At 40.7% G+C, this 15290-nt stretch carries 15 protein-coding genes; 6 read left to right on the forward strand and 9 right to left on the reverse strand.

The features are described from left to right. Positions 1 to 198: 198 nt before the first annotated feature. The 5 genes from W03_RS08910 to W03_RS08930 are packed head-to-tail and all read right to left on the reverse strand — an operon-like array spanning position 199 to position 2901. On the reverse strand, positions 199 to 1191 hold the full coding sequence (locus W03_RS08910; RefSeq protein WP_244072621.1) for an NAD(P)H-dependent glycerol-3-phosphate dehydrogenase: 993 nt from the start codon (positions 1189 to 1191) through the stop codon (positions 199 to 201). Continuing rightward, positions 1188 to 1646, reverse strand: a complete 459-nt coding sequence (locus W03_RS08915) for an SH3 domain-containing protein (protein WP_244072622.1) — start codon at positions 1644 to 1646, stop codon at positions 1188 to 1190. Before W03_RS08915 ends, W03_RS08910 begins: the two co-directional genes overlap by 4 nt. 28 nt (positions 1647 to 1674) lie before the next feature. Next, entirely contained in the window at positions 1675 to 2130 is a 456-nt protein-coding gene (secB, locus tag W03_RS08920; RefSeq protein ID WP_244073725.1) for a protein-export chaperone SecB, read from the reverse strand. 57 nt (positions 2131 to 2187) lie between these two features. Continuing rightward, on the reverse strand, positions 2188 to 2457 hold the full coding sequence (gene grxC, locus W03_RS08925) for a glutaredoxin 3 (RefSeq protein WP_244072623.1): 270 nt from the start codon (positions 2455 to 2457) through the stop codon (positions 2188 to 2190). Between the two features lie 9 nt (positions 2458 to 2466). Then, on the reverse strand, positions 2467 to 2901 hold the full coding sequence (locus W03_RS08930; protein WP_244072624.1) for a rhodanese-like domain-containing protein: 435 nt from the start codon (positions 2899 to 2901) through the stop codon (positions 2467 to 2469). Positions 2902 to 3194: 293 nt separating this feature from the next. Here W03_RS08930 and gpmA point away from each other — a divergent pair, with 293 nt between their 5' ends. From gpmA to W03_RS08950, 4 genes are all read left to right on the forward strand, one after another. Next, the gene (gpmA, locus tag W03_RS08935; RefSeq protein ID WP_244072625.1) at positions 3195 to 3944 is read left to right on the forward strand and encodes a 2,3-diphosphoglycerate-dependent phosphoglycerate mutase; all 750 of its coding nucleotides are present in this window, start codon (positions 3195 to 3197) and stop codon (positions 3942 to 3944) included. A 191-nt stretch (positions 3945 to 4135) separates the two neighbouring features. Then, the gene (locus W03_RS08940; RefSeq protein ID WP_244072626.1) at positions 4136 to 5248 is read left to right on the forward strand and encodes a murein hydrolase activator EnvC; all 1113 of its coding nucleotides are present in this window, start codon (positions 4136 to 4138) and stop codon (positions 5246 to 5248) included. A gap of 61 nt (positions 5249 to 5309) precedes the next feature. After that, entirely contained in the window at positions 5310 to 6773 is a 1464-nt protein-coding gene (locus tag W03_RS08945) for a S41 family peptidase (RefSeq protein ID WP_244072627.1), read from the forward strand. A 6-nt stretch (positions 6774 to 6779) separates the two neighbouring features. Continuing rightward, on the forward strand, positions 6780 to 7529 hold the full coding sequence (locus W03_RS08950) for a molybdopterin-synthase adenylyltransferase MoeB (RefSeq protein ID WP_244072628.1): 750 nt from the start codon (positions 6780 to 6782) through the stop codon (positions 7527 to 7529). A gap of 73 nt (positions 7530 to 7602) precedes the next feature. On the opposite strand, the gene W03_RS08955 is transcribed toward W03_RS08950, so the two are convergent. From W03_RS08955 to W03_RS08970, 4 genes are all read right to left on the reverse strand, one after another. Beyond that, positions 7603 to 8868, reverse strand: a complete 1266-nt coding sequence (locus W03_RS08955; protein WP_244072629.1) for a putative Na+/H+ antiporter — start codon at positions 8866 to 8868, stop codon at positions 7603 to 7605. Positions 8869 to 8887: 19 nt separating this feature from the next. Then, positions 8888 to 9709, reverse strand: coding sequence for a 2,3,4,5-tetrahydropyridine-2,6-dicarboxylate N-succinyltransferase (dapD, locus tag W03_RS08960; protein WP_244072630.1), 822 nt, complete (start codon positions 9707 to 9709; stop codon positions 8888 to 8890). Positions 9710 to 9736: 27 nt separating this feature from the next. Further along, positions 9737 to 10933 (reverse strand): succinyldiaminopimelate transaminase, encoded by a 1197-nt coding sequence (gene dapC / locus W03_RS08965; RefSeq protein ID WP_244072631.1) that lies wholly within the window; start codon positions 10931 to 10933, stop codon positions 9737 to 9739. A gap of 241 nt (positions 10934 to 11174) precedes the next feature. Next, positions 11175 to 11531: a hypothetical protein gene (locus tag W03_RS08970; protein ID WP_244072632.1), complete on the reverse strand. Its 357-nt coding sequence runs from the start codon at positions 11529 to 11531 to the stop codon at positions 11175 to 11177. Between the two features lie 284 nt (positions 11532 to 11815). Between W03_RS08970 and W03_RS08975 the strand changes: the two genes are divergently transcribed. Together W03_RS08975 and ppk1 are read left to right on the forward strand one after the other, a co-directional pair. Then, positions 11816 to 12952, forward strand: a complete 1137-nt coding sequence (locus W03_RS08975; RefSeq protein WP_244072633.1) for a PQQ-dependent sugar dehydrogenase — start codon at positions 11816 to 11818, stop codon at positions 12950 to 12952. Positions 12953 to 13115: 163 nt separating this feature from the next. Then, on the forward strand, positions 13116 to 15185 hold the full coding sequence (gene ppk1, locus W03_RS08980; RefSeq protein ID WP_244072634.1) for a polyphosphate kinase 1: 2070 nt from the start codon (positions 13116 to 13118) through the stop codon (positions 15183 to 15185). Positions 15186 to 15290 lie beyond the last annotated feature (105 nt).

Consider the following 15290-nt stretch of genomic DNA (forward strand, 5'->3'; position numbering starts at 1 on the left):
AATCACAAGCAAATACTGCAAGCGCACTTATATCAAGCCATCAAAGCTTGGTCAAGATAATTAAAGCACTTCAGTCTCATGATTTATCAATCTTTTTTTAATTACGCTCAAGACAAGTTCTATTTATAAAAAATATTTTACCATAAAAAACAACAATATACAATAATAACTTAAAGAATATGTAGAAGTCTATAGCTATCAATACGTTTCTGTTTTTTGTTCGCGATTTAACAACACTTCTACCGCCGAACGAGGAGATACTCGTTCATGAAGAATGCTATATACCGCCTGCGTAATCGGCATCTCGATATTTAACTGGTCCCCCAGCTGCAAGACCGATTGTGTTGTATGCACTCCTTCTGCAACATGGCCTAATTGTGCAAGAATTTCATCGATTGACTTTCCTTCCGCAAGCATTAATCCGACCCGACGATTGCGTGATAATTGGCCGGTACTCGTTAAAATCAAGTCACCAATCCCAGTCAAACCCATAAAGGTCTTTAAATCGCCACCTAATTTCAATCCCAACCGAGTTATTTCAGATAGCCCTCTAGTAATTAAAGCGGCGCGGGCGTTACTTCCAAACCCAAGTCCATCAGAAATCCCCGCTGCTATGCTGATCACGTTTTTTATTGCACCACCAATCTCTACGCCAATAACATCTCGACTAGTATAAATACGTAATTTCGAACTATGCAAACTAGCTGCCAGCTGCTTGGAAAATTCTATATCTGTTGAAGCCAACGTTAGTGCAGTCGGTAAATTTCGCGCTACTTCATCAGCAAAACTGGGGCCAGATAAAACACCACACTGCGACATGCGTCCCGGGCACTCTTCTTGAATGATTTGGTGAGGTAATTTGGCAGTACTAGGCTCAAAACCTTTACACCCCCACAATAATGGAAGTTTAATTCGAGATACTATAATTTCTCTTAAAGTTTCACGTAAGCCTGAAATAGGAACCACAATTAGTGCAAAATCAACCTCTTTTAGAGCATCCGCAAGTATAGCTGAGACAGTGACAGTTTTGGGCAGAACATAGTGCGGTAAATACCGTTGATTAATACCCGTTGCCACCATTTCCGCGGCATGATGACTATTTCTAGTCCAGAGATTTATCTGATGATACGATGACAAATTTATCGCTAAAGCTGAACCCCAAGCACCCGCGCCTAATATCGCAATTCTCATGAACCCCAAACCTGAATGCTCTTCACGTACCCCATTTGTCCATCTAAGTGACGCACTTTGATCCAACCTGGATTGTCAGCATCCATCCATTCCATAACAACATTTTGTTCAGCCTGAAACAATAGCGCCGAATTAGCATCCGGAGCTTGATGTACACTTGCAATAGGAGCGGTAACAACAACGTAACGCTTATCACTTAAAGCTTTTTTTTCTATCCAGGCCAGTACTCCGCTACTATCCCTTACCTTCACCCAATTCTCGACATCTACGATTATCTCAACAGGGTAATAAAGACTCGCCACATATTGTTTCCCTGCTTTCAGAGAAGGCGCGTCGTACATTATTGCACCGTTCTCAGCAACAGAGAAATATGACATTTCAGCCAAGACATAATTCGAAAAACACAACCCCACTACCATTAAAGCAGCGCGTAAAGAATGTGAAAATCTCTTCATTTATTCCCCATACCAATCATTAAAACGTTTAGCTTGCCCCATTCACGGCAGAATCTGGTTTCTTTTGACGATATATAGCCTCAAAATTAACTGGATTAAGAATAACTGGCGGAAAGCCCGCACGCATAACGATGTCCGACACCACTTCGCGTAAATACGGAAAAATAATATTTGGACATCCAATACCCAATAACGGTCCAATTTCATCTTCGGAAACATTGTTTATGCGAAAAACGCCGGCTTGTTGAGCCTCCACTAAAAATAAAATTTTATCTTTAATTTTTGCTGTTACAGTAACCGTTAATAAAACTTCATAGAGACCATCACCCAAGCTTTGATTTTTACCGCCAAGCTGCATATTAATTTCAGGAGTCTCTCTTTCCAAAAAAACCTTGGGAGCATTCGGAATTTCTAAAGATAAATCCTTAACATAAAGTTTTTCTATTGCAAATATCGGGTGTTGCTGTTGCGCTGGCTCGCTCATATCATTTTTATCCAAAATTAGTATTAAGCATTAGTTTTTCTTATATAGCTCTTGATCTCAAACCCCATCAGATTGCAAGAGTAAAGTTGACAATTCACCTTTGTGGTCTAGCAATGACAGATCATCATAACCGCCAATATGTTTTTCATCGATATATATTTGCGGTACTGTGCGTCGACCGGTTTTAGCCATCATTTCATGACGCAAGTCAGAATTTAAATCCACACGGATTTTTTCGATATCCTGCACACCTTTTGCTCGTAATAAATTTTCCGCCATCCTACAATAAGGACAAGATCCCGTCACATACATAGTAATCTTTGACATCAATTTCCTTCATCGCTTTACTATAGGGAGATTCGCTCTTTTCCAAGCATCAATTCCACCCATTAAATTAAAAATCTGGAGAAAACCATTCTTTTTTAACAGAGCACTTGCACTACTGGATCGCACCCCTCCACGGTAAATCATTACAATGGGCTTATCTTTGTATTTTTCCAGCTCTTTCCAACGCTCCCCCATTCTTTCAGCAGGAATATGCTTAGAATTTGGCAGATGCCCATTGGCATATTCACTGTCGTCGCGCACATCGACAATCACCGCATTTTCATAATTAATTAATTTCACAGCAGCTCTAGTATCAATTTCTTTAACCCCGCGTTGCACTACCAAGGTCCACAATAGTATTAAGCCACTAACAATTGCTGTAACCAAAAAAATTAAATTTTCAATTCTTAAAAGAAAGTGATTTTGAAATAGTGATAGATCCATGTTGATAATGTTATAGCTTTAATAATTTTAAGAAATTTACTTCGATTGAAAAATGCCGGATTTTATTTACCATATTTTATATGGGCACGTATATTAACACTATGTCTGCAAATTAATAATCTATATCGTCTTTGAGTAAGCCACACTTGATATAGCTTAATTGTAAGCAGAATTCGTTATTTAAGAATGTATAAATGCACGCAAAGGTACTGCAAATAACTCTAGAATATACTAGAATATAGGGATTTTATTTCCGCACTACAATTATTATTTCCATTCCCACTCTAAAAAACATGAAGAAAATTGTTCTCCTGAGACACGGAGAGAGCATTTGGAACAAAGAAAACAGATTTACCGGTTGGACTGATGTAGATTTAACACCGCAAGGGATACAAGAAGCCAAGAATGCCGGGCAGCTCCTTAAAAATTTAGGCTACTCGTTCGATATTGCTTACACTTCTGTGCTCAAGCGAGCTATTCGCACCTTATGGATTACCCTCGACGAAATGGATCAAATGTGGATCCCCATTGAGCATACTTGGCGTCTAAACGAAAGGCATTATGGGGCATTACAGGGACTAAATAAGGCCGAAATCGCTGCACAATATGGTGAAGAACAAGTTTTGATATGGCGTCGCAGCTACGATGTAAAGCCGCCCGCTTTAACACCGGGCGATCGTCGTTACCCCGGTTCCGATCCTCGCTACAAAAATCTAACTGCCAATCAATTACCGCTGACCGAATGCTTGAGAGATACTGTAGAGAGATTCTTACCTTATTGGGATACCATTATTGCGCCGCAAGTAAAGTCTGGCAAAAACATAATTATTGCAGCTCACGGTAATTCATTACGAGCATTGGCACAATATTTAAATAATTTTTCTGAGGAAGAAATACTCAATTTCAATATCCCGACAGGTATTCCACTGGTTTATGAACTAGATGACAATTTGAAGCCGATCCAAAGCTATTACTTAGGAAATTTATCTGAAATACAGCAATCTATTCAGTCAGTTGCCGATCAGGCAAAGACAAAGACTTAAAACATTAGTAACCATTTACTCAAACCAAAAAATAACTATAGGCTAGGATATTTTTAAACAGATTGGATAGTTCTTTTTATCAAACCCAATTATGCCGCGTCCGCTCCCTTATAAGAGGACACTGTATCTGTTTTCTGATATTTTTTTGCTCATCACCAGTTTTTTCTGATAATCAACAAAAACTAAAGTCAGTGCAAGAGCGTATTCAATCCTTACAAAAGGATTTAGCGCACAAAGAAACAGTCAAGCAAAATACTGCGATTAAAATACAGGAAACTCAGCGCGCTATTACCGATATCACGCACCAATTACAAAAACTAACAGAAAGTAAAAAAACGGCCAATCAGGAATTGCAACATTTAACAACACAACTACATCAGCTTGGTCATGAGCTTATAAAAGAACGAAGCCAGCTAGAGCAATTGTTCTATCATTATTATGTAAATGGGCAACGTAACTATCTACAATACATTTTTAATCAGAAAGATCCCAATCAAATTCTCAGGGACATGTATTATTTTAAGCAGCTACTGCTGGCAAGTTCGGATAGCATCCAGAATCTACTAAATCATCAGCAGAGGATAGCAAATCTGTCAGAAGCACAGCAAAAAAAGCAGCAGGAAATAAGTACCATACAATCGCAATACGTCTCTCAGCAAGAAAATTTGGCGCAAGAAAAAAATAAACATCAAACTATGCTTACACAGGTTTCAGGCCAAATTACACAGCAGCAGCAAGAAATTAATAAATTACGTAATGACGAGAAGCGCATTTCACAACTCATCAGCAAAATTACTCAGGCTATTCGCCAGCAGCAAGCACGAGAAGAAAAGCGTGCGAAAACATCTCAAGAAAAAACGACTATTAATGGCAATAAGCCCCCAGAAACTAAAGCATCCAATTCATCGCCTCAGTTATTGAAAGGCACACTCAAATTACCAGTTCGCGGGAAACTTATGAATCGTTTTGGTGACCAAAGATCTGGAAAACATGTAATTTGGAAAGGACTTTTTATTCAATCCGATGCAGGCAATGAAATCAAAGCGATTACCGATGGTAAAGTTGTATTTGCTGAATGGCTGAAAGGTTTTGGAAATTTGCTCATCATAGATCACGGCAGAGGCTACATGAGTCTTTATGGTAATAATGAGACACTCCTCAAACAAGTTGGCACAATTGTTCGAGCAGGTGACACCATTGCTATTGTTGGAAATAGCAGCGGCAATCTTGATTCTGGGTTATATTTTGAACTACGCTACAATGGTAAGCCGCTTGACCCCCTAACCTGGATAAAAATAGAATAATGAGTGCCTTAGAAAGTATTTTTAAAAACATACACAAATCGATCAGTGCGGAGAATGCATCATGAGTCATATTGTTAAGAAATCTGGATTATTAATCGTTGGCATAATCGCTGGCATCATGATCAGTTTGAATTTCTCTGCCATTGCAAAGAAAGAGCATTTAGAGACAGTTCATCCGCTTCCTATTGAAGAATTACGAACTTTTGCACAGGTTTTCGGGCGCATTAAAAGTGATTATGTAGAATCCGTAGAAGACAAAAAATTAATCACCGAAGCGATTAATGGAATGCTGGTTGGCTTGGATCCGCACTCGTCCTATCTTGACAAAGACGAATATAAAGAACTGCAAATAGGTACCCAGGGCGAATTTGGCGGATTAGGAATACAAGTTACCATGGAAGATGGCATTGTCAAAGTTATCTCTCCCATTGAAGACACCCCCGCATTCCGCGCTGGCATTAAAACTGGTGATCTGATTGTGAAACTGGACGACAAAGTCGTCAAAGGCATGACACTGAATGATGCCATTAAAATGATGCGTGGCAAACCAAAAACCTCTATTAAAATTACTATTGTTCGTGAAGGTGAATCAGAACCCCTGATATTTAAGCTGGTTCGAGATATTATTAAGATACAGAGTGTAAAATCAAAAATGATTGAACCTGGGTATGCGTATATTCGCATTACACAATTTCAAGAACAAACCGGTGAAAATCTAGCACAAGCCATTAGAACATTATTTTCTCAAAATGATGGTGCAATGAAAGGCTTAATTCTGGATTTGCGTAATGATCCGGGAGGATTGCTAAACGGCGCAGTAGCGGTCTCTGCAGCGTTCCTACCTGAAAATGCATTGATTGTTTATACCGAAGGACGTAGCGCCGATGCAAAAATGAAATTACTTGCCAGCCCAGAATACTATTTGCGTGGCTCTGACGACGATTTCCTAAAAGGACTACCGAAAGAAGCGAAAACTGTTCCGATGATTACGCTGGTTAATGGTGGATCCGCCTCAGCTTCTGAAATCGTAGCAGGTGCTTTACAAGATCATAAACGCTCAATAGTAATGGGTTCGCAAACCTTCGGTAAAGGCTCAGTTCAAACCATATTGCCACTGGGTAACAATACTGCAATAAAGTTGACTACTGCACGTTACTACACACCAAACGGTCAATCAATACAAGCTAAAGGAATTACCCCTGATATTCTGGATAAAGCCGATAACGACGATGAAGGGAATCGACTACGCGAATCCGATTTGAATCGCCATCTTTCGAATGGAAAAAATGATAAGAAGAATAAGACATCTACGAATTTGGATTCAGCGATACAAGTAGAAAAAGCTATTCAAGAGACTTCAGATGAAACAAAAGGAGAAAAAGTCAAAAGTAAGAAAAGCAAAAAACCACTGGAATTTGGCTCTGAAGAGGACCAATTACTCGCTCAAGCCATGAATTACTTTAAAAATGATGCTGCTACATCACCTCCAACACTCAAAAAGAAAAGCGATAAAACCGATAGTTAAAATGTTGTGAATGATCATCAGCTGATTAGATATAGCCGACATATTCTGTTGCCGGAGATTGATATTGAAGGACAAGAAAAACTTAATCGATCACGTGTATTAATTGTAGGAGTAGGCGGATTAGGTTCTCCGGCTGCGATGTATCTCGCAGCCAGCGGTATTGGATACTTAACGCTTTGTGATGGTGACCAAGTAGATTTAACCAATCTACAGCGTCAAATTATTCATCATACTGAATCAATTGGTTTAGCAAAAGTTGACTCAGCAAAGCAAGCTCTTACAAAAATCAATTCTGGAATCGATATAACTATAATTCCCCAACGAGTCGAATCAACTGCATTACAATCCCTCTTACAGGATGTTGATATCGTTATCGATGCTAGCGATAACTTCCAAACGCGCCATCAAATTAATCAAGCTTGTGTAAAGCACAAAAAGCCTTTGATTTCAGGAGCAGCGACACGATTTAACGGACAAGTTACTGTTTTTGATACACGATACCCCAATAGTCCGTGTTACCATTGTCTGTATCCATCCGAAGGAGAATCAGACGATATGCCATGTGCCGTAATGGGCGTATTCTCACCTTTAGTTGGTATCATAGGCAGCATACAAGCAGCCGAAACAATAAAAACCCTACTCAATATCGGTGATAACCTACAAGGTCGCTTACAGTTATTGGATGGTTTAACGATGAATTGGCGTTCGGTAAAGCTTCATAAAGACCCACATTGTGAGGTATGTGGAAACATCTAAAGTTATGCCGGAAAAATAAGATATCTGAAAATAACTGATAAAACTCCTATTCGTTAACACATCGTGTTGTTTTTTACAGCACTCTAAAGGCGGCAATAGCTACCAATGTTGGAGGTATAGCCGCAGCTAATAACCCCAACGGGTGGATAGACTGCTCGTCAAACTTACTTTTAAGAATAGAGAAACCTGCTGGATTGGGTGCATTTGCTATCACTGTTAAACCTCCACCTGTCACCGCACCTGCCACTAAAGCTATTTTAAATTCCTCAGTCAGCCCTTCCACCAACGAACCTAAATATGTCAGTGCGGCATTATCAGTCACTGCAGTCAGTGCTGTAGCGCCAAAGAAAACAGCCGTTTCATTCATATTCATTAATAAGGGCTGAAGCCACCATTGCTGTTGTCCCCCCAGAACCACTAATCCTGCCAGGAAAAAAGCAACCAACAAAGCTTCTCGCAAAATCAATGGACTTTGATGACGTTGATAGGCCGTCGTATAGCCAAGAAAAAACAGAAACATCCCCATAAACACGACGGGATGATGCGCGAACACAACCACCAACACTAAAAAAAACAAATGGATCAATACAACGGATAAGGGAATTTTATGGACAACCGGTTCTTCATCCTTTACTGGATCTACTCCGCTGAATTCTCGACGAAACAACCAAGTTACTGCAAGCGCATTCGCCAAAACAGCAATCGCCGCCTTCCAACCAAAATTTGTTAGCATAAACATAATATCCCAATTCCATTTTCCAGCCACCATTAAGACGGGTGGCGCTGCAAATGGCGTTAAAGTACCTCCTATTGAAATATTGACAAATAACACACCAACCGTTGCGTATTTAAAGCGTGTTGATATATTCCGACTAAACAGTGTTTCGCGTAGCATCAATGCTGCCAATGTCATTGCCGCAGGTTCGGTAATGAATGACCCGAGTAGAGGAACAAAGGCCAGTAACAAAAAATACATAACCATGCGCTGGTTGAGTGGTACCATCATTGCTATACGCTGTACCGCGTCCGCAACAAAATCCAGAATGGGACGCGTTCCAGCAATCACCATGATGACAAAAACAAACATCGGTTCGGTAAAGTTACGTGACTCAAGATAAGCAATTGCGTCATGTTCTCCGCTAAGCGCAAAAATGAACAAGATCAATATCATTGCCCACAAACCAAAAACTACCTCAACCTCACCCAACAGATGCCAGACACCAGCATGTTGTGGCTGAATATGCGCAAGATGCTCAAAATACTTGGTTGAAAATGTATGCGTTATAGCTAATGCAAACAATATTGCTGCAATCAATTGAATCGAGGTAGGGTCAGTCATATTTTTATTTTATATATCTCTAAATACCACGTAATAGTTCATTTATGCCTATTTTAGAACGTGTTTTTGCATCAACCTGCTTGACAATGATGGCGCAGTAAAGACTGTACTTCCCATTCTCCGAAGGCAAATTCCCAGAAACCACCACCGAGCCAGCTGGAATACGCCCGTAACTGACTTCCCCGGTATCGCGATGATAGATTTTAGTACTCTGACCTATATAAACTCCCATCGAAATTACAGAATTTTCTTCGACAATAACCCCTTCCACAATCTCTGAGCGCGCACCGATGAAACAGTTATCTTCAATGATAGTTGGATTGGCTTGTACAGGCTCCAGCACGCCACCAATACCGACACCACCGGACAAATGCACGTTCTTGCCAATTTGTGCACAAGACCCTACCGTCGCCCAAGTATCAACCATCGTACCTTGATCAACATAAGCGCCAATGTTGACATACGAAGGCATCAACACCACATTTCCCGCTATAAATGATCCTTTCCGCACGGCGGCAGGAGGAACCACACGAAATCCACCATTCCGGAAATCTCTGGAGCTGTAATCAGCAAATTTTGAAGGAACTTTATCAAAATAATTGGAAAAACCGCCTTTGATGAAACTGTTGTCCTCTATGCGGAAAGACAACAATACGGCTTTCTTGATCCATTGATGCGTAACCCAACTATCATTGATTTTCTCGGCTACGCGCAACTTACCGCTATCCAGCATAGCCAAAACTTGGGCAATGGATTCTTTTAAGCTAGCTTCAACATTTCGAGGGGTAATATCTGCTCGACGTTCAAAAGCCTCTTCAATGATGCTTTGCAATTCACTCATATTGTTGTTCCTTTATTGGAATATCTCTTAATTTAAATCGCTTATAAAATCCTTAATCCGCTGCATGGCTTCAGCGCACTCTAAAGGCGTTGTTACCAGCGCGATTCGCACGTAATTTGCTCCAGGATTGACGCCATGCACATCCCGAGCCAGGTAACTACCCGGCAGCACGGTAACATTATAGTCCTGATAAAGTCTTTTGGTGAATTCAGTATCACTGATTGGTGTCTCTAACCAGAAATAAAAGCCCGCATCTGGCATCTGTATATTGATCACATCCGACAAAATCCGCATTGCATCAGAAAATTTTTGCGTGTACAAACGTCGATTTTCAATTACGTGCGTCTCATCATTCCAAGCGGCCGAGCTTGCTGCTTGCGTTACCGGGCTCATAGCAGAACCGTGATAAGTTCGATAGAGCAAAAATTTTTCCAATATTTGAGCGTCACCCGCCACAAATCCAGAACGTAGTCCCGGCACATTGGATCGCTTTGATAAACTATTGAACACGATTAAACGTGGAAACCCATACCGTCCCATTTGCTGTGCCGCATCCAATGCACCTAAAGGAGGGGACGCTTCAGCGAAATAAATTTCCGAATAGCATTCATCCGATGCAATTATAAAACCATAACGATCTGACAACTCAAATAATTGTTTCCATTCTCCCAAAGTCATGACACGACCGGTAGGATTACTAGGCGAGCAAACATAAACGAGTTGCGTGTTAGACCAAATCACGTCGCTGACCTGGGAAAAATCACATGCAAAGTGATTTTTTGAAGATGCATTTATGAAATATGGCTCAGCACCTGCTAACAATACAGCACCTTCATAAATTTGATAAAACGGATTCGGGCAGATCACCATCGCCCTATCCTTATCGGTATTTATAACCGCTTGCGCAAAAGAAAATAACGCTTCGCGGCTACCGTTCACTGGGATAACTTCAGTATCAGGATTGATTTCCGTCAAATTAAATCGCTTCTGAATCCAATTCGCCAAGGTGTTTCTGAGCGAAATAGAACCCAAGGTCATAGGATATGCTGACAATCCATTTATATGGTCGATCATCGCTTGTCGAATAAACTCGGGTGCAGCGTGCTTCGGCTCACCAATCTGTAAATTAATCGCAGATAGTGCGCTATTGCGCGTCACACCACCAAGCAGCTGTTTTAATTTCTGAAATGGGTAAAGTTGCAACTGGTTCAGTTTTGGATTCATGACAAGTAATGAATGGTAATCACTGCTTAAATTTAATTACCGTTATCAATGCGAAATAAGCCTTAATGAATTCTGAAGTGTGGAATTCGAATTATAAATCGCACAGGAAGGAATAACCAACAAAAAACCAAAATTGATGACACAGGTAATACACCAACAATTCCCCAAGTATTTTTGGCCTAAATTGTCAGTGTATGCCTGATGAAGGATAACGCAAATTTTACTTCAACCGCCTAAAGCATTAAAAAAATTTATGACTAGAGTTAATAGGTGGATGCATCTTTTGCAAAGCAAATTTTTCCCCCAAGATTATGCAAATTTTTTGAAAATCCATGCGAATCACTGCAGGTTTCTGCTTTAAGTAAGCTGCCAGTATTCTGGAATCTGTTGTTTCTAAAACAAAGCATGCTTCTACTAAGCGTTGTAACGAAGGAGGTAATGTATTATATCCATCAATAGACTCGATAAGGCGCGCTGCATGCAGCTTTGCACGTCGCATTTGACCAGATTCATAAAAAGACTGGGTGTTTCTTTGTTTGACCGATGACGTGTTTACTACATCTGTTTTCAGATCAATTTGTGATTGTAATTGCTTCATTTGAACTCACTCCTTACTACTTTTTAAGGATAATCTCAAGATAGCAAATGTATGTGACAAGAATATAACAAAGAATGTTAATTTTTTGTTATTGCACTCTATCTCATAAAAAAAACAAAATAACAATGCGACAAATTGTCACCTTGTTTACAGCCATCATTCAATAATATTATGATGGAAAATATTTTTTCAACTTTCATAAAAATGCCACGTGTTTGATTTGAGATCCCATTATAAGGATGTTACATTTGTATCTCCCTTGTTTGTCACTCATAGGAAGAAAAATGTTCCACTTTGTTTTGATATTTTTGTTTGCCGCAGCTTTTCTTTCGGACCAACATGGCGGACATTGGCTATCCACGGCTCATGCGCAGCGATTACAGCCAGAATTTACTGTACAACAGGTTGCAACTGGTCTTAAGCTTCCTTGGGGAATGGCATTTCTACCTGATGGTAGTATTTTGGTAACCGAGCGCATTGGTCAACTGCGCATCATTTCCGCCAATAGCAAAATATCCGACCCGATTCAAGGTGTTCCAGAAGTATTTTTCAAACAACAAGGTGGCCTACTTGATGTTGCTCTTGATCCCGAATTCTCTAAAAACCGACTGATTTACCTCTCTTATGCTGAACCGGAAGGCCATAAAGCAAGTACCGCAGTTGCTCGAGCGGAATTAATTCATGGTCAACTCAGAAACTTACAGGTAATTTTCCGGCAGTTGCCCAAAACTGGGGACGGCGTTCATTTCGGATCACGCTTAGCATTTGCACGCGATGGCAATCTTTTCATTACACTGGGTGATCGTGGTAGCCGCGCCCATGATGCTCAACAACTGGATAACTATTTTGGTAAAATTATCCGCATCCGTCCTGACGGAACAGTGCCGCCTGATAATCCATTTGTTAAAAATCCGCAAGCAAAACCGGAAATATGGTCCTACGGTCATCGCAGTATTCAAGGTGCTGCCATTCACCCTAAAACTGGCGAACTATGGATACATGAGCATGGCCCTAAAGGTGGCGATGAAATCAATATTCCGCAACCTGGGAAAAATTATGGTTGGCCATTAGCATGCTATGGTTCCCATTATGATGACACACCGATTAAAGACGAGCATGCCGAACAAGGCTTCGAAGAACCCATTCGCTATTGGACTCCATCGATTGCACCCTCCGGCATGGTGTTTTATACCGGTAATCAATTCCCTACGTGGCATGGCAACCTGTTCATTGGTGCATTGGCCGGAAAACGCATTGTACGTTTAAGCACAGATGGCAATAAGATCACACATGAAGAACAGTTACTTATGGATATGGCTCGTTTTCGCGATGTGAAACAAAGCCCCGATGGGACACTATATTTACTCACCGATGATATTAATGGAAAACTATTAAAAATAGTACCCAACGTTCAATCTTAGTAAATTGCATGTTGTCATCATAAATTCGCAGATTCATCTCCAACAATCCTCTAATATTGATAATTTCTTCTGTGATTACTATACATTTTCTATGCATTACAATGGAATAGTATAAACAGGCTGAGATTAGATAAAGCATTATTATAAAAACTAGTTATCGCTAATGGATACCACTGACCTCAAAAATCCAACGCTTTATATCAACCGTGAACTGAGTTTACTCGAATTCAACCTACGTGTGATTGAGCAGACAAAAGACGAAAATCTCCCTTTGTTAGAAAGATTGCGCTTTTTATGCATTGCCAGCACAAACCTGGATGAGTTTTTTGAAATCCGTGTAGCAGGACTCAAACAACAAGCAAAATATGGCTTAACACAGACTGGCCCTGATAATCTATCCCCGGCTGAAGTACTAGTGCGTATCAGCGAAACAGCGCACCGATTTGTCGAGGAACAATATCAGGTCTGGAATGAAATGATGATACCGGCGCTCTCCAAAGACAAAATTCGCCTGCTACGTCGAGCACAGTGGAAACCACAAATGAGTCGATGGATTCATCGTTATTTTAGAAATGAAGTATTACCGGTACTAAGTCCTATCGGACTGGACCCCGCTCACCCTTTTCCCAGGGTACTCAATAAAAATTTGTATTTCATCATATCATTAGATGGTAAAGATGCATTTGGGCGTGATTCCGGTCTTGCTATCGTGCAGGCACCTCGTTCCCTTCCTCGTATTATCCAAATACCTGCACGGTACAGTGGCGGCGATCATGATTTCATTTTACTTTCATCTATTATCCATGCCCACGTCAGCGACTTATTTCCAGGTATGAATGTAACGGGTTGCTATCAGTTCAAGGTAACGCGTGACAGCGATCTGCTCATCGATGATGAAGAAACGGATGACTTATTGCGTACCTTGGAAGGCGAGTTACCTTCTCGCAGATTTAGCGATGCCGTTCGGCTTGAAGTAGCCGATAATTGCCCTGACGAATTAAGTCATTTCCTATTGCAAAAATTTGAACTGCGCCAAGAGGATCTCTATCAAGTAAATGGCCCTGTTAACTTGAGTCGATTATTGGCAATTTGTGATCTGGTCGATCAGCCGGAACTAAAGTTCCCAGGATTTACTCCTGATATTCCGCGTCGTTTAGTAAAAAACACATGTATTTTCGATACCTTGCGCAATGGCGATATATTGCTGCACCACCCTTTTCAATCATTTGCACCGGTCATTGATTTTTTACGCCAGGCAGCCACGGATCCCCATGTACTGTCGATCAAACAAACGCTTTATCGCACTGGAACTGAGTCGGTCGTAGTAGAAGCATTAAAAATTGCTGCGCGCACGGGCAAAGAAGTCACCGTTGTCATTGAATTACGTGCAAGATTCGATGAAGAGGCTAATATCGAGTTAGCTAATGAATTACAAGAAGCTGGCGCGCATGTGGTATATGGCGTAGTTAATTACAAAACACACGCTAAAATGATCTTGGTAGTACGAAGAGAAGGCCGTAGTCTACGCCGTTACGTTCATCTAGGCACCGGTAATTACCATGCTAGAACCGCGCGGCTGTATACCGACTATGGCCTACTCACCAGCGACAAAGCAATTGGTGAAGACGTCAATAAATTATTCCATCAACTCACTGGACTCGGTCGAGCCGGGCGCTTAAAAAAACTGCTGCAGTCACCTTTCACATTACATAAAGGAATCCTAACTTATATCGATAAAGAAATCAGCTTAGTCAATGAAGGCAAAAAGGGATGGATCATTGCTAAAATGAACGCATTGGTCGACCCAGAAATCATCATAGCACTTTATCGTGCTTCTCAAGCCGGTGTAAAAATTGACCTGATCGTTCGGGGCGTATGCTGTCTTCGCCCAGGAATCAAAGGGGTATCAGAAAACATCAGCGTACATTCTATTGTCGGACGGTTCTTGGAACACACGCGAGTATTTTATTTCCATCAAGATGGGAAAGAGTTACTATTTTGTTCGAGCGCTGATTGGATGACGCGCAACTTGCATCATCGTGTGGAAGTATGCTTTCCGATTGAAGAAAAACGGACCAGTGACACGGTTATTGAATTGGGTCTGCTGAATTATCTTTCCGATAACATGCAAGCTTGGTCATTACAAAGCGATGGTTCCTATAAGCGACTAAAACCCGGTACACATAAGCCTCGCTCCGCACAACAATTATTACTAGAGCATTATTGTAAATAATATAGCGATTATGTAATTATTGCGTTTAATCTTTTCCAATGATTGCGGCCACACACCCGACTCCCAATGGATTATTTCCAGAATGCAAGCAATCCACCCAAGAAT

This window comes from Nitrosomonas sp. PY1, from assembly GCF_022836435.1.
Taxonomy (GTDB): Bacteria; Pseudomonadota; Gammaproteobacteria; order Burkholderiales; family Nitrosomonadaceae; genus Nitrosomonas.